General features: G+C 37.5%; 27 protein-coding genes. All 27 read left to right on the top strand.

The features are described 5' to 3' along the window. Position 1: 1 nt before the first annotated feature. Positions 2–346, top strand: a complete 345-nt coding sequence (locus V4D31_RS08385; RefSeq protein ID WP_353685988.1) for a peptide chain release factor-like protein — start codon at positions 2–4, stop codon at positions 344–346. Positions 347–517: 171 nt separating this feature from the next. Continuing rightward, a complete protein-coding gene (rpsL, locus tag V4D31_RS08380) occupies positions 518–889 on the top strand; it encodes a 30S ribosomal protein S12 (RefSeq protein WP_353685987.1) in 372 nt (123 codons plus the stop codon). A gap of 13 nt (positions 890–902) precedes the next feature. Further along, on the top strand, positions 903–1,373 hold the full coding sequence (gene rpsG / locus V4D31_RS08375; protein WP_353685986.1) for a 30S ribosomal protein S7: 471 nt from the start codon (positions 903–905) through the stop codon (positions 1,371–1,373). Between the two features lie 14 nt (positions 1,374–1,387). Then, positions 1,388–3,472 carry an elongation factor G gene (gene fusA / locus V4D31_RS08370; RefSeq protein WP_353685985.1) on the top strand — a complete coding sequence of 695 codons (2,085 nt, stop codon included), beginning with the start codon at positions 1,388–1,390 and terminating at the stop codon, positions 3,470–3,472. Between the two features lie 28 nt (positions 3,473–3,500). After that, a complete protein-coding gene (tuf, locus tag V4D31_RS08365) occupies positions 3,501–4,700 on the top strand; it encodes an elongation factor Tu (RefSeq protein ID WP_353685803.1) in 1,200 nt (399 codons plus the stop codon). A 1-nt stretch (position 4,701) separates the two neighbouring features. Continuing rightward, positions 4,702–5,007, top strand: coding sequence for a 30S ribosomal protein S10 (gene rpsJ, locus V4D31_RS08360; protein WP_353683997.1), 306 nt, complete (start codon positions 4,702–4,704; stop codon positions 5,005–5,007). Next, on the top strand, positions 5,004–5,621 hold the full coding sequence (gene rplC / locus V4D31_RS08355) for a 50S ribosomal protein L3 (RefSeq protein WP_353685984.1): 618 nt from the start codon (positions 5,004–5,006) through the stop codon (positions 5,619–5,621). Before rpsJ ends, rplC begins: the two co-directional genes overlap by 4 nt. Then, complete coding sequence (rplD, locus tag V4D31_RS08350; protein WP_353685983.1) at positions 5,618–6,250, top strand: 50S ribosomal protein L4; 633 nt, start codon at positions 5,618–5,620, stop codon at positions 6,248–6,250. Before rplC ends, rplD begins: the two co-directional genes overlap by 4 nt. Next, positions 6,250–6,537, top strand: a complete 288-nt coding sequence (rplW, locus tag V4D31_RS08345; protein ID WP_353685982.1) for a 50S ribosomal protein L23 — start codon at positions 6,250–6,252, stop codon at positions 6,535–6,537. The genes rplD and rplW overlap by 1 nt, the downstream gene beginning before the upstream one ends. Then, positions 6,538–7,356, top strand: a complete 819-nt coding sequence (rplB, locus tag V4D31_RS08340) for a 50S ribosomal protein L2 (protein WP_353685981.1) — start codon at positions 6,538–6,540, stop codon at positions 7,354–7,356. A gap of 12 nt (positions 7,357–7,368) precedes the next feature. Then, positions 7,369–7,656 (top strand): 30S ribosomal protein S19, encoded by a 288-nt coding sequence (rpsS, locus tag V4D31_RS08335; protein ID WP_353685980.1) that lies wholly within the window; start codon positions 7,369–7,371, stop codon positions 7,654–7,656. Positions 7,657–7,658: 2 nt separating this feature from the next. Next, entirely contained in the window at positions 7,659–8,000 is a 342-nt protein-coding gene (rplV, locus tag V4D31_RS08330; protein WP_353685979.1) for a 50S ribosomal protein L22, read from the top strand. 15 nt (positions 8,001–8,015) lie between these two features. Beyond that, a complete protein-coding gene (gene rpsC / locus V4D31_RS08325) occupies positions 8,016–8,660 on the top strand; it encodes a 30S ribosomal protein S3 (protein WP_353685978.1) in 645 nt (214 codons plus the stop codon). A 26-nt stretch (positions 8,661–8,686) separates the two neighbouring features. Next, the gene (gene rplP / locus V4D31_RS08320; RefSeq protein ID WP_353685977.1) at positions 8,687–9,106 is read left to right on the top strand and encodes a 50S ribosomal protein L16; all 420 of its coding nucleotides are present in this window, start codon (positions 8,687–8,689) and stop codon (positions 9,104–9,106) included. Continuing rightward, positions 9,103–9,303 (top strand): 50S ribosomal protein L29, encoded by a 201-nt coding sequence (rpmC, locus tag V4D31_RS08315; RefSeq protein ID WP_353685976.1) that lies wholly within the window; start codon positions 9,103–9,105, stop codon positions 9,301–9,303. Before rplP ends, rpmC begins: the two co-directional genes overlap by 4 nt. Positions 9,304–9,307: 4 nt before the next feature. Next, on the top strand, positions 9,308–9,559 hold the full coding sequence (rpsQ, locus tag V4D31_RS08310) for a 30S ribosomal protein S17 (RefSeq protein ID WP_353685975.1): 252 nt from the start codon (positions 9,308–9,310) through the stop codon (positions 9,557–9,559). Continuing rightward, a complete protein-coding gene (rplN, locus tag V4D31_RS08305; RefSeq protein WP_353685974.1) occupies positions 9,556–9,924 on the top strand; it encodes a 50S ribosomal protein L14 in 369 nt (122 codons plus the stop codon). The genes rpsQ and rplN overlap by 4 nt, the downstream gene beginning before the upstream one ends. Positions 9,925–9,937: 13 nt before the next feature. Further along, entirely contained in the window at positions 9,938–10,255 is a 318-nt protein-coding gene (gene rplX, locus V4D31_RS08300; protein ID WP_353685973.1) for a 50S ribosomal protein L24, read from the top strand. Beyond that, the gene (gene rplE, locus V4D31_RS08295; RefSeq protein ID WP_353685972.1) at positions 10,255–10,815 is read left to right on the top strand and encodes a 50S ribosomal protein L5; all 561 of its coding nucleotides are present in this window, start codon (positions 10,255–10,257) and stop codon (positions 10,813–10,815) included. The genes rplX and rplE overlap by 1 nt, the downstream gene beginning before the upstream one ends. 9 nt (positions 10,816–10,824) lie before the next feature. Continuing rightward, the gene (locus V4D31_RS08290; RefSeq protein ID WP_353685971.1) at positions 10,825–11,010 is read left to right on the top strand and encodes a type Z 30S ribosomal protein S14; all 186 of its coding nucleotides are present in this window, start codon (positions 10,825–10,827) and stop codon (positions 11,008–11,010) included. Positions 11,011–11,022: 12 nt separating this feature from the next. Continuing rightward, positions 11,023–11,418 (top strand): 30S ribosomal protein S8, encoded by a 396-nt coding sequence (gene rpsH, locus V4D31_RS08285; RefSeq protein ID WP_353685970.1) that lies wholly within the window; start codon positions 11,023–11,025, stop codon positions 11,416–11,418. An 11-nt stretch (positions 11,419–11,429) separates the two neighbouring features. Continuing rightward, a complete protein-coding gene (rplF, locus tag V4D31_RS08280; protein WP_353685969.1) occupies positions 11,430–11,972 on the top strand; it encodes a 50S ribosomal protein L6 in 543 nt (180 codons plus the stop codon). A 12-nt stretch (positions 11,973–11,984) separates the two neighbouring features. Then, positions 11,985–12,344 (top strand): 50S ribosomal protein L18, encoded by a 360-nt coding sequence (gene rplR, locus V4D31_RS08275; protein ID WP_353685968.1) that lies wholly within the window; start codon positions 11,985–11,987, stop codon positions 12,342–12,344. Between the two features lie 9 nt (positions 12,345–12,353). Beyond that, a complete protein-coding gene (gene rpsE, locus V4D31_RS08270) occupies positions 12,354–12,887 on the top strand; it encodes a 30S ribosomal protein S5 (protein ID WP_353685967.1) in 534 nt (177 codons plus the stop codon). Further along, positions 12,884–13,330, top strand: coding sequence for a 50S ribosomal protein L15 (gene rplO, locus V4D31_RS08265; protein ID WP_353685966.1), 447 nt, complete (start codon positions 12,884–12,886; stop codon positions 13,328–13,330). The genes rpsE and rplO overlap by 4 nt, the downstream gene beginning before the upstream one ends. Continuing rightward, the gene (gene secY / locus V4D31_RS08260) at positions 13,330–14,637 is read left to right on the top strand and encodes a preprotein translocase subunit SecY (protein WP_353685965.1); all 1,308 of its coding nucleotides are present in this window, start codon (positions 13,330–13,332) and stop codon (positions 14,635–14,637) included. The genes rplO and secY overlap by 1 nt, the downstream gene beginning before the upstream one ends. Positions 14,638–14,644: 7 nt before the next feature. Further along, positions 14,645–15,394 (top strand): type I methionyl aminopeptidase, encoded by a 750-nt coding sequence (gene map / locus V4D31_RS08255; RefSeq protein ID WP_353685964.1) that lies wholly within the window; start codon positions 14,645–14,647, stop codon positions 15,392–15,394. Positions 15,395–15,404: the final 10 nt, after the last annotated feature.

The following is a 15,404-nucleotide window of genomic DNA, read 5'->3' as shown; positions in this document are numbered from 1 at the left end:
AATGGGAAAATTTCCAGTAACTGAAAAGAAAGAAAAAGAGCTTTTAAGTGAAATGCAAAAGCTGGGAATAAAGGAATCAGATATTGATGAGAAGTTTATCAGATGCTCGGGACATGGAGGACAGAAGCTAAATAAAGCTTCTACAGGAGTTTATTTAAAGCATAAACCTACAGGGATTGAGGTAAAATGCACAAAGGAAAGATCCCAGGGATTAAATCGCTTTTTTGCACGCAGAATGCTTGTGGAAAAATTAAAAGAATATTTAGGCATTCCTACAGAAAAACAGAAAGAAATTGAAAAAATAAGGAAGAGAAAAAGCAAGTATCACAGAAATTCTCCTGACTAAGATTATTGATTCTTGTTGCTTTTTTTATATGAAATTGGTTAAATTACTTTTTATATATTTCAAATTTTGCTGCTAACTTACTTGACAGACTTTTTATTTTTTGATAAACTAAAAAGTCTTGTCTACGAATGTTAAAGTTTTGTTAAAGTAATTTTATTATGAGGTGAAAAGGTGCCAACAATTGCACAATTAGTAAAAAAAGGCAGGCAGAAGGTTGAAAAGAAAACCAAATCACCTGCTTTGCAATCATGCCCTCAGAAAAGAGGGGTTTGCGTAAGGGTATATACAACAACTCCAAAAAAGCCTAATTCTGCTTTAAGAAAAGTAGCAAAAGTAAGGCTTACTAACGGAGTTGAGGTAATAGCTTATATACCTGGAGAAGGGCACAATTTACAGGAGCATTCAATAGTTCTTGTAAGAGGCGGTAGAGTAAAGGATTTACCAGGTGTTAGATATCATATTGTAAGAGGAACGCTGGATTGTGCAGGTGTTAATAATAGAAGACAGAGTCGTTCAAAATATGGAACTAAAAGACCAAAATAAGCAGGAGTAGAAGATGCCAAGAAGAGGTTATGTTCCAAAAAGAGAAGTTTTACCTGATCCAAAATATCAGAGTAAACTTGTATCAAAATTGATAAATGTAATTATGGAAGATGGTAAAAAATCAATAAGTGAAAAAATATGCTATGGTGCTTTTGAAATTATCAGGGAAAAAACAGGTCAGGATCCATTAAGAGTGTTTAAACAGGCAATTGAAAATATTAAACCTGTTCTTGAAGTAAGGCCTCGTAGAGTTGGAGGTGCTACCTATCAGGTTCCAATGGAAGTAAGACCCAACAGAAGATTAAGTCTTGCATTAAGATGGCTTAAAACATATGCAAGTCAAAGAAAAGAAAAGACAATGAAAGAAAGACTTGCTGCAGAAATATTAGATGCCTACAATAATGTAGGTGCTTCAATAAAGAAAAAAGAAGAAACCCACAAAATGGCAGAAGCCAATAGAGCCTTTGCGCATTATAGGTGGTAATTTAGAGGAGTATTATGGAAAGATTCCCACTTGAGAAGACGAGAAATATTGGTATTATGGCTCATATTGACGCTGGTAAAACAACTACTACTGAGCGAATTCTGTATTATACCGGCGTTACATATAAAATAGGCGAGGTCCACGAAGGCACAGCAGTAATGGACTGGATGCCTCAGGAACAGGAGCGTGGAATAACTATTACTGCAGCATCTACAAGCTGTATGTGGAAAGATCACAAAATCAACATAATAGACACTCCTGGACATGTGGACTTTACAATTGAAGTAGAGAGATCTTTAAGAGTGCTTGATGGAGCTATTGCTGTTTTTGATGCTTCAGCAGGAGTGGAGCCTCAGAGTGAGACTGTTTGGAGACAGGCTGATAAATATAAAGTGCCGAGAATTGCTTTTATGAATAAGATGGATAAAATAGGAGCAGATTTTTTTATGTCAATAGAAAGCATGGTAGAAAAACTCGGTGCTAATCCTGTTGCTGTTCAGATTCCTATTGGCAGAGAAGATACCTTTAGAGGGCCTATAGACCTGATTGAAATGAAAGCTTATTATTTCGACGATGAAACTCTCGGTGCCAAATTTGTAGAAGATGAAATTCCCTCTGAGTATCTTGAGGGGGCAAAAAAATATAGAGAAAAAATGATAGAAGCCCTTTGTGACATAGATGACAGAATTATGGAAAAATATCTTTCTGGGGAGGAGATTACTGCAGAAGAAATAAGGGCTGCCTTAAGAAAAGGAACAATCCAGATGAAGCTCACTCCTGTTTTATGTGGTTCTGCCTTCAAAAATAAGGGAGTTCAAATGCTTCTTGATGCAATTGTTTATTATTTACCTTCTCCTCTTGATATTCCTCCTGTAAAAGGAATAAATCCTCTTGATGGGGCAGAAATATCAAGAAAACCAAGTGTAGATGAACCATTGACAGCTCTTGCATTCAAGATAATGGCAGACCCTTACATGGGTAGTCTTACTTATGTGCGTGTTTACTCAGGAGTTTTAACATCTGGTAGCTATGTATACAATTCCACAAGAAATATAAAGGAAAGAGTTGCACGAATTTTTAGAATGCATTCAAATAGAAGAGAAGAAATAAAAGAAATCTGTGCAGGAGATATCGCAGCTGTCGTAGGTTTAAAGAATACTTTAACAGGAGATACTCTTTGCGATGAAAATAATCCTATTGTTCTTGAATCCATAGAGTTTCCCGAGCCTGTTATCTCTGTTGCTATAGAACCAAAAACAAAAGCAGATCAAGAAAAATTATCTCTTTCATTGCAGAAAATTTCTCAGGAAGATCCTTCTTTCAGGGTAAGCTTTAATGAAGAAACTGGTCAGACAATTATTTCTGGAATGGGAGAGCTTCATCTTGAAATAATTGTTGACAGGCTCACACGAGAATTTAAAGTTGGAGCAAATGTTGGAAAACCTCAGGTTGCCTATAAAGAAACGATTAAAATGCCAGCTAAGGCTGAAGGAAAGTTTATAAGGCAAACTGGTGGACGTGGTCAGTATGGACATGTGTGGATTGAAGTGGAGCCCTTAGAGAGAGGAAAGGGCTTTGAGTTTGTGAATAATATTGTTGGAGGAACTATTCCCAGAGAATTCATTCCTGCTGTTGAAAAAGGTATTGTTGAAGCTATGGAGGGAGGAGTTCTTGCTGGATATCCTGTTGTTGATGTAAGGGTGACTCTTTTTGATGGCTCCTATCATGAGGTTGACTCTTCAGAGCTTGCATTTAAAATTGCTGCTTCAATGGCATTTAAAGATGCTTGTAAAAAAGCTGGACTTGTTTTATTGGAACCAATTATGGATGTAGAAGTGGTAGTTCCAGAAGATTATATGGGTGAGGTGATAGGAGATTTAAATTCAAGACGTGGTAAAATTCAGTCTATGGAAAAAAGAGGAAAAGCACAGGTTATAAGAGCAATGGTTCCTCTGGCAGAAATGTTCGGGTATGCAACTGATTTGAGGTCAAAAACACAGGGTAGAGGCACATATACAATGCAGTTTTCGCATTATGATGAGGTTCCTAAAAATCTTACAGAGCAGATAATTGCTAAGATAAAGGGAAATAACAAATAAAGTTTTAAAGATTTTAAGGAGGAAGGTAATGGGAAAGGCAAAGTTTGAGAGGAAGAAGCCGCATGTAAATGTAGGGACAATTGGGCATATTGACCATGGCAAGACCACTTTGACAGCAGCGATAACGAAGTATCTGGAGCTCAAGGGGATGGCGCAGTACAGGAGTTATGATCAGATAGACAATGCACCTGAGGAGAAAGCAAGGGGGATAACGATAAACACAGCGCATGTAGAATATGAGACAGAAAAGCGTCATTATGCGCATGTAGACTGTCCTGGGCATGCAGACTATATAAAGAACATGATAACTGGAGCGGCACAGATGGATGGTTCAATACTTGTAGTAGCTGCAAATGATGGACCAATGCCGCAGACCAGGGAGCACATACTGCTTGCCAGGCAAGTAGGGGTGCCATACATAGTAGTATTTATGAACAAGACAGACATGGTAGATGATCCTGAACTGTTGGACTTAGTAGAACTTGAAGTAAGGGAGCTACTGAGCAAGTATGGATTTCCTGGTGATGAGATACCTGTAGTGAGGGGTAGTGCGCTGAAAGCACTGGAGAGTTCCAGTAGAGATCCGAATGCACCTGAGTATAAACCCATACAGGAATTACTTGATGCGTTGGATAACTACATTCCTGAGCCTGAGAGACCGATAGACAAGCCATTTTTAATGCCCATAGAGGATGTATTTAGCATCTCTGGTCGTGGGACAGTAGTTACAGGGAGAGTAGAAAGAGGGATAATAAAGGTAGGAGATGAAGTAGAGATAGTGGGACTAAGGGAGACACGCAAGACAGTAGCCACAGGGATAGAGATGTTTCGTAAGATACTTGACGAAGGAAGAGCAGGTGACAACATAGGAGTTTTGCTTAGGGGTATAGGCAAGGATGAAGTAGAGCGTGGGATGGTATTGGCTAAGCCAGGGAGTATTACGCCACATACTAAATTTAAGGCAGAGGTTTATGTATTGACGAAGGAAGAAGGTGGTAGGCACACACCCTTTTTCAATGGATACAGGCCGCAGTTTTATTTCAGGACCACAGATGTAACAGGAGTGATAAAGTTACCTGAGGGAGTGGAGATGGTAATGCCTGGTGACAACGTAAATCTCACAGTAGAGTTGATAGCACCTATAGCAATGGAAGAGGGATTGAGGTTTGCCATAAGAGAAGGTGGAAGAACAGTAGGTGCAGGTGTAGTTACAGAGGTGCTGGAGTAAAATGGACCAAAAGATCAGAATAAAATTAAGAGCTTATGATCACAGAGTTCTGGATCAGTCTGTTAAAGAAATAGTGGATACGGTAAAGAGGACAGGTGCAAGGATTTCAGGTCCTGTGCCTTTACCAACAAAGATAAGCAGATACACGGTTTTAAGGTCAACGAATCAGGATAAAAAATCAAGAGAACAATTTGAAATAAGAGTGCATAAAAGATTAATAGATATACATGATCCCACCCCCGAGACAGTGGAAGCTCTTATGAAGTTGGAGCTTTCAGCAGGGGTAGATGTGGAGATAAAGCTATGAGAGGAATCTTAGGTAGAAAAGTAGGAATGACTCAAATATTTGATGAAGAAGGCAGGATTGTTCCTGTAACTGTAATAGAAGCAGGACCTTGCTGGGTTGTTCAGGTAAGAAGCAAGGACAAGGACGGTTATGAGGCAGTTCAGCTTGGTTTTAAGGAAGTAAAGAAAGAGAAAAATATACCAAAACCTTTGCTTGGAATTTTTAAAAAAGCAGGAGTTCCTCCTTGCAGAGTTTTAAAGGAATTTAAAATGGCAGGATTTAATGTGGGAGATAAAGTTACTGTAGAGATATTTTCAAAAGGTGATGTGGTAAGTGTGAGAGGAATTTCAAAAGGAAAAGGATTTCAAGGTGTTATGAAAAGGCATAACTTTGCAGGTGGTCCTGACAGTCATGGTTCTATGTTTAACAGGGCTCCTGGCTCTATTGGTGCAAGTTCTTTTCCTTCAAGAGTATGGAAAGGCAAAAGAATGGCTGGTCATATGGGAAATGAAAGAGTTACTGTGAAAAATTTAAAAATTGTTGATGTCATTCCGGAGCAGAATTTACTTCTTGTGAAAGGTGCTGTTCCGGGTGGTGAAAACGGAATATTAGAAATATGGAAGGTAGAGGCATGATGGAGATTGAGGTAAGAGATATCAATAACAACATAGTTGGAAAAAAGGAAGTTCCAGAGATTGTTTTTAATAATACTTCAGATGAATCTGTTGTTCATACAGCAGTAGTTGCCTATATGGCAAATCAAAGACAGGGTACGCACTCTACTAAAACAAGAGCTGAAGTCTCTGGTGGAGGAAGAAAGCCATGGAGGCAAAAACACACAGGAAGAGCAAGGCATGGTAGTATAAGATCACCTTTATGGAGAAAAGGTGGAATAGTTTTTGGTCCTAAGCCAAGGGATTACTATGTTCAGCTTCCAAAACAAATGAAAGATACGGCTTTATTTAAAGCTTTAACAATGAAATATAAAGACAATGAGATTTTGTTACTTGACAACTTAACTATTGATAAAATAAAAACCAGGGATATGGTAAAAATTTTAAAGAATTTGCAACTGGATGGGCATTCTGTTCTTATAGCTCTTCCAGAAAAAGATGAAAAAATACTTCTTTCAGCAAGGAATATTCCATATGTAGGCGTAGTAAGGGCAGAAGATCTCAATGCTTACCATGTGGCAATGTTTGACAGGGTGATATTTACTGTTGAGGGACTTGATAAGTTGCTTAGAATTAAGGGGGTTTGCTAATGAACATTTATGATGTAATAAAAAAACCTATTTTTACAGAAAAAGCTTTAAATCTTAAAGAAGGACAGAATAAAATCATTGTGGAAGTTCATACCGATGCGAACAAGGTTCAAATTAAGAGGGCTTTTGAAGAAATATTTAAGGTAAAAGTTGATAGCGTTGATGTTATTAATGTTAAACCCAAGTTAAAAAGAGTTGGACTTCATTTTACAAGAACTAAGAAGATAAAAAAAGCGATAGTTACCCTGAAACCAGGGGAAAAATTAGATCTGATAGAGGGTGTATAAATGGCTATAAGAAGATGTAAACCAACATCAGCAGGTAGAAGATTTGTAACATATCCTGATTTTAGTGAGATAACCAGTCAAGAGCCCTATAAACCACTGACAATATGCATTAAAAAGACAAGAGGAAGAAACAATCAGGGCAGAATCACCTCATGGCTTAAAGGTGGAGGCAACAGAAAGCTTTATAGAATTATAGATTTTAAAAGAGACAAACACGGTGTTCCAGCAACAGTTGTAAGCATTGAATATGATCCCAATAGATCAGCCAGAATAGCTCTTTTGAAGTATGTGGATGGTGAATACAGATATATTCTTGCACCAGATGGATTAAATGTCGGAGATAAAATAATAAGTGGCTCAGGCGTTGATGTAAAAGTTGGTAATAGTTTGCCTCTTAAAGAAATACCACTTGGAACAATGATACATAATATTGAGCTTTATCCTGGTGGAGGGGGAAAACTTGTAAGAAGCGCAGGCACAGCAGCACAGCTTATGGCTAAAGAAGGTAAATATGCGCACATTAAGTTACCATCTGGAGAGGTAAGATTGATAAATATCAATTGTTTTGCAACAATAGGGCAGGTAAGTAATATTGATCATGAAAATGTAATAATCGGAAAAGCAGGAAGGATGAGGCACATGGGAAGACGTCCATCAGTCAGGGGTGTTGCAATGAATCCTGTTGATCATCCTCTTGGAGGTGGAGAGGGTAAATCTTCTGGAGGAAGGCCTGCATGCACACCATGGGGTAAACCTGAGGGAGTTAAAACGAGGAAAAATAAAAGAACTGATAAGTTTATAATAAAGAGGCGGAAGTAAAGGGGGTTAAAGGTGCCAAGATCGCTTAAAAAAGGTCCATTTGTTGATGCCAAACTGATGGAAAAGGTAAAAAAAGCACTGCAGACAGGAGATAAAAAGCCCATAAAGACATGGTCAAGAAGGTCTACAATTATTCCTGAGTTTATTGGTCTTACATTTGCGGTTCACAATGGCAAAAAGTTTATTCCTGTATATGTTACTGAAAATATGATTGGACATAAACTCGGAGAATTTGCTCCAACAAGAACTTTTAAAGGCCATGCAGGCTCTGAAGAAAAGAAAAAGGCTAAGGGGAAATAAAGATGGAAGCAAGGGCTATATTAAGATATGCTCGTATAACTCCAACTAAAGCAAGAAGAGTTATAAATTTAATTCGTGGTAGAAAAGCAGGTGAGGCTCTGTTGATGTTGAAATATATGCCTCACAGAGGTGCCAGAATAATTGAAAAGGTTTTAAGATCTGCATTGGCAAATGCTGAACAGAAAAATCCCAGAATAGATATAGATGCATTGAGAATACTGAAGGCATACGTTGATCAGGGTCCTATGATGAAGAGAATTGAGCATAGAGCTATGGGAAGAGCAAATATTATTAAAAAGAAAACTTCGCATATTACAATATATGTGGGTATTGAAGAAAACTAAAGCGGAGGTGTTTCTTTGGGTCAAAAAACAAATCCAATAGGTAACAGATTAGGAATAATAAGAACATGGGAAAGCAGATGGTTTGCTAAAAAAGAATATGGACAGCAGCTCATAGAGGATCTAAAACTTAGAAAAATGCTAAAAGAAAAGCTTTATCATGCTGGAGTATCCAGAATTGAGATAGAAAGAGTTGGAGAAAAAATAAAGGTTTTAATATTTGCGGCAAGACCTGGAATAATCATAGGTAAAAAAGGTGCAGAAGTTGAAAAACTAAAAAAGGAAGTTGAAGCAATAACAAATAAACAGGCAAATGTTGATGTTCAGGAGGTAAGGCGTCCAGAGCTTGATGCACAGCTTGTTGCGGAAAACATAGCTCTTCAGATAGAAAAAAGAGTTGCCTATAGGAGGGCAATGAAAAGAGCCGTAGCCTCTTCAATGAGGTTTGGTGCTAAAGGCATCAAGGTATCGTGTGCTGGAAGACTGGCTGGAGCAGAAATAGCAAGAACTGAATGGTATAGAGAAGGAAGAGTTCCTTTGAGCACTTTCAGGGCAGACATTGATTACGGTTTTGCAGAGGCAAGGACTACCTATGGAGTGATTGGTGTCAAGGTATGGATTTTTAAGGGTGAAGTTCAACCAGGGCAATATATAAAGCCATAACTATTAGAAACGGAGAGGAATAAATTATGTTAGCTCCAAAGAAAGTTAAATTTCGTAAAATGCAAAAAGGCAGAATGAAAGGTATTGCTTACAGAGGCAGCACAATCTCTTTTGGTGAATATGGTCTTAAGGCTTTAGAGCCAGCATGGATTACAGCAAGGCAGATTGAAGCAGCAAGAGTTGCTATAATGAGGCATGCTAAAAAGGGCTGCAAGCTCTGGATAAGAATTTTTCCTGACAAGCCAATTACTCGTAAACCTGCTGAAACAAGAATGGGTAAAGGAAAAGGTAATCCTGAATTTTGGGTTGCGGTGGTTAAACCAGGTAGAATTCTCTTTGAAATATCTGGAGTTCCAGAAGAAGTTGCAAAGGAAGCCTTTGAATTGGCATCGCATAAACTTCCAGTGAAGACCAAATTCGTAAAAAGGCAGGAGAGTTTTGTATGAAGACTGTAGAACTTAGAAATTTTTCAATAGAAGAGTTAAAGAAAAAAGAGCAGGAGTTACGCAAGGAGTTGTTTAATTTAAGATTTCAACTTGCAAAAGGTGAACTTCAGAATGTAAAAAGAATCAGGGCAGTAAAAAAAGATATTGCAAGGATTTTAACGATTATTACAGAGAAACAAAGAGGAATAAGGAGTTAGTAATATGCCAAAAAAGATATTAAAAGGCACAGTTGTAAGCGATAAAATGGATAAAACAGTGGTGGTTTCTGTGGAAAGAATTTTTCAGCATCCTCTTTACAAAAAAACTATTAAAACACGAAAGAAGTATAAAGCCCATGATGAAGAAAACAAGTGCAAACTTGGAGATATGGTGGAGATAATTGAATTTAGGCCAATAAGCAAAACAAAAAGATGGAAGGTTTTAAGAATTCTGAAGGAGGGTGATGCTCAATGATTCAACCAAGAAGTATTCTTGAGGTTGCTGATAATTCTGGTGCAAAAAGAGTGCAGTGCATAAGAGTTCTTGGAGGTTCAAATAGAAAGTATGCAACTCTGGGCGATATTATTGTTGTAAGTGTTAAAGAAGCTTTGCCAGATAGCAATATAAAAAAAGGTTCTGTTGTAAAGGCTGTTATTGTTAGATTGCGTAGATCTGTCAGGAGACCTGATGGTTCTTATATAAGATTTGATCAGAACGCGGTTGTGCTGGTAAATAATCAGCTTGAACCAATTGGCACAAGAATATTTGGTCCTGTTGCAAGGGAACTGAGATGGAAAGAATTTACAAAAATAGTTTCTCTTGCTCCAGAAGTTATTTAGGTGGAGGAATAAAGTGAGTTTAAGGATTAAGAAAGGGGATACAGTTTTAGTTTTATCAGGAAAAGATAAGGATAAAAAGGGAAGAGTCCTTAGGGTTATACCTAAGGACGAAAAAGTAGTGGTAGAGGGAGTTAATATTGTAAAAAAGCATCAGAAACCTTCGCGTAAGTATCCACAGGGTGGAATTATTGAAAGAGAGCATCCAATTCACATATCAAAGGTAATGCTCATGTGCCCAAAATGTGATAAACCTACTCGGATAGGTACAAGAATTTTAGAAGATGGTAGAAAACTGAGGATTTGTAAGAAATGCATGGAGGTTATTGACTGATGAATGCTGAAGCTAAAAAATATGTGCCTCGTCTTAAAGAAAAATATTACAAAGAAATAATTCCAGCATTAATGAAAAAGTTTAACTATAAAAATGTGATGCAGGCGCCTCGCCTTGATAAAATAATTGTCCATGTTACTTTGGGAGAGGCAATTCAGAATATAAAGCTTCTTGATGCTGCTGAAAAACAGCTTGCTTTAATAACAGGACAGAAACCTGTTATAACAAAGGCTAAAAGAGCGCTGGCAGCTTTTAAACTTAAAAAAGGAATGCCTATAGGCTGCAAGGTTACATTAAGAAAAGACAGAATGTATGAATTTTTAGATAGATTAATTTCTCTTGCTTTACCAAGAATAAGGGATTTTAGAGGAATTTCACCAAAATCCTTTGATGGAAGAGGAAACTACTCTTTTGGAATTAAAGAACAGTTTATATTTCCTGAAATAGATTATGATAAAGTGGAGATGATACACGGACTTGATATAACCATATGCACAACAGCTAAGTCTGATGAAGAGGCTTTAGCATTATTGAAAGCCTTTGGAATGCCAATAAGATAAGGAGGAGCTGTGGCAAGAAAGAGTAAAATAGAAAGAGCAAAGTATCCACCAAAATTTAAGGTAAGAGCGAGAAATCGTTGTAAAATTTGCGGCAGACCCAGAGGATATCTGAGGGATTTTGGGCTTTGTAGAATTTGCTTTAGATTTTTAGCCAACTCAGGGAAAATCCCTGGAGTTGTAAAAGCAAGCTGGTAAGAGGTGGTAATTATGATGACAGATCCAATTGCTGACATGTTAACTCGTATTAGAAATGCAATAAAAGTAAAAGCAGACAAGGTAGATATCCCTGCTTCAAGGATGAAGATTGAAATCTCAAAGATACTTAAGGAAGAAGGGTTTATCAAATCTTACAAGATTATCAAGGATAAAAAGCAAGGCATAATAAGAATAAATTTGAAATATACGCCGGAGGGCGATTCAGTGATTTCAAATCTGCAGAGAATCAGTAAACCTGGAAGAAGAGTATATGTTAGTAAAGATGAAATTCCTCGTGTAATGGGAGGACTTGGTATAGCCATATTGACCACATCTCAGGGTGTTATGACTGATAAAGAGTGCCGACATAAAGGAGTCGGTGGAGAAGTAATATGTTATGTATGGTAAGAGGTGAAGGGATGTCAAAAATAGGAAGAAAACCAATTCAGATACCAGAAGGAGTGAACATAGCAGTAGAAAATAGAAAGGTCATTGTTAAAGGTCCAAAGGGTCAGTTAAGTTATGAACTACCTGATGGCATAGGGGTAACCTTAGATAGTAAAGCTATAATTGTTACAAGAGATTCCGATATTACTAAGCAAAAAGCCATGCACGGGCTTGTAAGGAGCTTGATATCAAATATGGTTACCGGTGTTTCTCAGGGGTTTTCAAAAACTCTTCAAATTTATGGTGTTGGTTATAGGGCTCAATTAAGTGGAAATAAACTCATACTCAATGTTGGATATTCTCACCCAGTGGAATTTCCTCTTCCAGAAGGTATTAAAGCTACTGTGGATGAGAAACAGACAACTATTACTCTGTATGGGATAGACAAACAGCTTGTTGGTCAGGTAGCTGCTAACCTGAGGGCTATTAGACCTCCAGATCCCTACAAGGGTAAAGGAATTAGATATGCTGATGAAGTTTTAAAACTAAAACCTGGAAAAACTGGAAAGAAATAAGGAGGTTCAGCATTGCGAGATAAAACTGAATTAAGAGAAAGAAGGCGCAGAAGAATCAGAAAGAAGGTTTTTGGAACTCCTGACAGACCAAGACTCTGTGTATTCAGAAGTCTCAATCATATATATGCGCAGATTATTGATGATACGCGTGGTCATACACTTGTATCAGCCTCCACATTAGATAAAGAATTAAGAGACTTGCCAGGTCATAAGGGTAATAAAGAATTTGCTGCAAAGGTAGGAGAACTGATTGCAGAAAGAGCCATTAAGGCTGGAATAACAAAGGTTGTTTTTGACAGGGCAGGTTATAAATATCATGGATGTGTTAAAGCTCTTGCAGATGCTGCAAGGCAGAAGGGATTACAATTTTAGGGAGGAGTAATGAAGCAGGGGAGAATAAATGCTCAGGAGCTGAATTTAAAAGATAAAGTAGTCTACATAAATAGAGTTGCCAAGGTTGTAAAGGGTGGAAGGCGCTTTTCCTTCAGTGCTCTCGTTGTAGTAGGAAATGAAGCAGGTATTGTTGGAGTTGGTAAAGGAAAAGCAGCAGAAGTTCCTGATGCAATAAGAAAGGCAATAGATAAGGCGAAAAAAAATCTCATAAGTTTTCCTTTGAAAGATACCACAATCCCGCATCGTGTGGAGTACAAATATGGTGCTACAAAGATAGTAATAAACCCTGCTCCAAAAGGAACTGGTATAATAGCTGGCGGTCCTGCAAGAGCAGTTTTTGAAGTTGCGGGAGTTCAGGATGTTGTTGCAAAGGTTCTTGGAAGCCATAATCCTTTTAATTCAGTTAAGGCAACAATAGGAGCATTAAATAGCCTAAAGGAACCTACTTCAGTAGCAAAACTCAGAGTAAAGCCTTCTGATACAGAAGAAAATCAAGTAGTTGAGGAGGAAAAAGTTTTATGAAAATAAATGAATTGAAACCAGCTCCAGGAAGCAAGAAAAGAGTTAAAAGAATTGGGAGAGGACTGGGTTCTGGACATGGTAGATATTCAACAAAGGGACTTAAAGGGCAGAAATCCCGTTCAGGAGGTGCTAAAGGAGCAGGATTTGAAGGTGGGCAGATGCCGCTTCAGAGAAGAGTTCCCAAAAGAGGTTTTTCAAATGCTCCTTTCCGGAAAGAATATGCAGTAGTAAATCTCAAAGATTTAAATAAAATTATTGATGAAGTTGATGTTATTACTCCAGAAATTCTTTTACAGAAAGGCATTGTGAAAAAATTAAAAGATGGCATAAAAATTCTTGCAAATGGCGAAATAAAAAAGCCTGTCACAATTAAAACTCATGCAATAAGCAAAGCAGCCCTTCAAAAAATTGAATCAATAGGTGGTAAGGTAGAGGTTATATAGTGGGACTTGTAACAGCCTTTAGAAATATTCTCAAAATACCAGAATTAAGGGCAAGAGTTTTATTTACTCTTGCTATGCTTGCTGTATTTAGAATTGGAGCTCATATACCAACACCAGGCATAGATGGTGAAGCGTTGAGCAAGTTTTTGCTTGAGCGTGGTGGAGCGGTTATGGGATTTTTTGACATTTTCACAGGTGGAGCTCTCTCAAAGGTTACTATCTTTGCACTTGGGGTAATGCCTTATATAAGTGCATCAATTATTTTTCAGCTTTTGACTGTTGTTATTCCTTCTTTACAGAGACTTGCAAAGGAAGGAGAAGAAGGTAGAAAAAAGATAACAAGATACACTCGGTATGCAACAGTGCTGATTGCTGCAATTCAAGGGTTTGGAATAGCTATAGGTCTTGAAGGCATGGGTGGTGGACAATTTATTCAGGAGCCTGGGTGGTCATTCAGAATAATAACAATGATAACTCTCACTGCAGGAACAGCTTTTCTCATGTGGCTTGGAGAACAAATAACTGAAAGGGGTATTGGTAATGGCATTTCATTGATAATATTTGCAGGAATTGTTGCAAGATTTCCAAATGCCTGTTTTTATACATACAATCTTGTTAGGACAGGAGAACTATCAATATTTTTCCTTTTAATTCTGGTTGCTGTTATGGTTGGTGTAGTAGCAGGAATAATATTTATTGAAAGAGGACAGAGAAGGATTCCGATTCAATATGCAAAAAGAGTTGTTGGAAGAAAGATGTATGGTGGATATACCACATATCTTCCATTGAAGATTAATTCGGCAGGAGTTATTCCACCGATTTTTGCTTCATCAGTATTGATGTTTCCAGCTACCGTAGCAGGATTTATAGCTGTTCCATGGGTTCAGGCACTGGCAAAACAGCTTTCTCCAGGAAGCCTTCTTCATATCATACTTTACATTGGTTTGATAATCTTTTTTACATATTTTTACACAGCTGTAATTTACAATCCAGTTGAAATTGCTGAAAATCTTCAGAAAAATGGAGGATATATTACAGGAGTAAGACCTGGTCAGAAAACATCTGAATATATTTATCGTGTTCTTTCACGCCTTACATTCATCGGTGCTCTTTATTTAAGTGCTGTTTGTGTCCTGCCAGAAATTCTTATTGCCAAATTTAAAGTCCCATTTTATTTTGGTGGAACTTCCCTTCTTATAGCAGTTGGCGTGGCTCTTGATACAGTTTCTCAAATTGAAACTCACATGATAAGCAGATCTTACGAGGGATTCTTCAAAAAATTCAGAATAAAAGGTAGGAAGGACTAATCAAGTAGTGATCATATTAAAAAGTCCTGAAGAGATAAAAAAAATGCGACAGTCCTGTCGGATAGTGGCAAAAGTTCTTGAAGAGCTTAAAACATATATAAAAGAAGGATTAACAACAAAACAGATAGAGCAATTTATTGAAAATTTGATAATTAAAATGGGAGGAATTCCTGCATTTAAAGGTTACAGAGGTTATCCTGCTAGTGCATGTATTTCAATAAATGAGCAGGTTGTTCATGGAATACCATCAGAAAAAGTTTTTGTTAAAGAAGGAGATATTGTGAGCGTTGATGTAGGAGTTTTGTATGAAAGCTTTTACGGGGATGCTGCATATACCTATCCTGTTGGTAAAATTTCAGATGAAGCTCAGAGGTTACTAAAGGTTACTGAAGAAGCTTTATATAAAGGAATTGCGGAAGCAAGGGTTGGCAATAGAATTGGTGATATATCAAGTGCAATTCAAAGACATGTTGAATCCAATGGATTTTCTGTTGTGCGAGCATTTGTAGGTCATGGGATAGGGAGGTCTCTTCATGAAGAACCTCAAATTCCAAATTTTGGTACAAGGGGAGTTGGTCCAAAACTAAAAAAAGGCATGACCCTTGCTATTGAACCCATGGTGAATGCAGGAACCTATGGAGTAAAAATTCTCTCAGATGGATGGACAACTGTTACTGAGGATGGTTCTCTTTCAGCTCACTTTGAGCATACTATTGCAGTTACTGATAATGAACCAGAAATCTTGACTAAATTATAAAAATATAGAT

It is taken from the genome of Thermodesulfovibrio sp. 3462-1 (assembly GCF_040451425.1).
GTDB classification, from domain to species: domain Bacteria; phylum Nitrospirota; class Thermodesulfovibrionia; order Thermodesulfovibrionales; family Thermodesulfovibrionaceae; genus Thermodesulfovibrio; species Thermodesulfovibrio obliviosus.
This window is presented reverse-complemented; position numbering and strand designations above follow the sequence as displayed.

Coding starts and splice junctions, on each gene's coding strand:
- rplD (WP_353685983.1), top strand. CDS start 5,618: ATGATGGAGATTGAGGTAAGAGATATCAATAACAACATAGTTGGAAAA.
- rplF (WP_353685969.1), top strand. CDS start 11,430: ATGTCAAAAATAGGAAGAAAACCAATTCAGATACCAGAAGGAGTGAAC.
- tuf (WP_353685803.1), top strand. CDS start 3,501: ATGGGAAAGGCAAAGTTTGAGAGGAAGAAGCCGCATGTAAATGTAGGG.
- fusA (WP_353685985.1), top strand. CDS start 1,388: ATGGAAAGATTCCCACTTGAGAAGACGAGAAATATTGGTATTATGGCT.
- rplE (WP_353685972.1), top strand. CDS start 10,255: ATGAATGCTGAAGCTAAAAAATATGTGCCTCGTCTTAAAGAAAAATAT.
- rpmC (WP_353685976.1), top strand. CDS start 9,103: ATGAAGACTGTAGAACTTAGAAATTTTTCAATAGAAGAGTTAAAGAAA.
- rplC (WP_353685984.1), top strand. CDS start 5,004: ATGAGAGGAATCTTAGGTAGAAAAGTAGGAATGACTCAAATATTTGAT.
- rpsQ (WP_353685975.1), top strand. CDS start 9,308: ATGCCAAAAAAGATATTAAAAGGCACAGTTGTAAGCGATAAAATGGAT.
- rplW (WP_353685982.1), top strand. CDS start 6,250: ATGAACATTTATGATGTAATAAAAAAACCTATTTTTACAGAAAAAGCT.
- rplN (WP_353685974.1), top strand. CDS start 9,556: ATGATTCAACCAAGAAGTATTCTTGAGGTTGCTGATAATTCTGGTGCA.
- V4D31_RS08385 (WP_353685988.1), top strand. CDS start 2: ATGGGAAAATTTCCAGTAACTGAAAAGAAAGAAAAAGAGCTTTTAAGT.
- rpsJ (WP_353683997.1), top strand. CDS start 4,702: ATGGACCAAAAGATCAGAATAAAATTAAGAGCTTATGATCACAGAGTT.
- rpsE (WP_353685967.1), top strand. CDS start 12,354: ATGAAGCAGGGGAGAATAAATGCTCAGGAGCTGAATTTAAAAGATAAA.
- rpsG (WP_353685986.1), top strand. CDS start 903: ATGCCAAGAAGAGGTTATGTTCCAAAAAGAGAAGTTTTACCTGATCCA.
- rplP (WP_353685977.1), top strand. CDS start 8,687: ATGTTAGCTCCAAAGAAAGTTAAATTTCGTAAAATGCAAAAAGGCAGA.
- rplV (WP_353685979.1), top strand. CDS start 7,659: ATGGAAGCAAGGGCTATATTAAGATATGCTCGTATAACTCCAACTAAA.
- rplB (WP_353685981.1), top strand. CDS start 6,538: ATGGCTATAAGAAGATGTAAACCAACATCAGCAGGTAGAAGATTTGTA.
- rplO (WP_353685966.1), top strand. CDS start 12,884: ATGAAAATAAATGAATTGAAACCAGCTCCAGGAAGCAAGAAAAGAGTT.
- rpsH (WP_353685970.1), top strand. CDS start 11,023: ATGATGACAGATCCAATTGCTGACATGTTAACTCGTATTAGAAATGCA.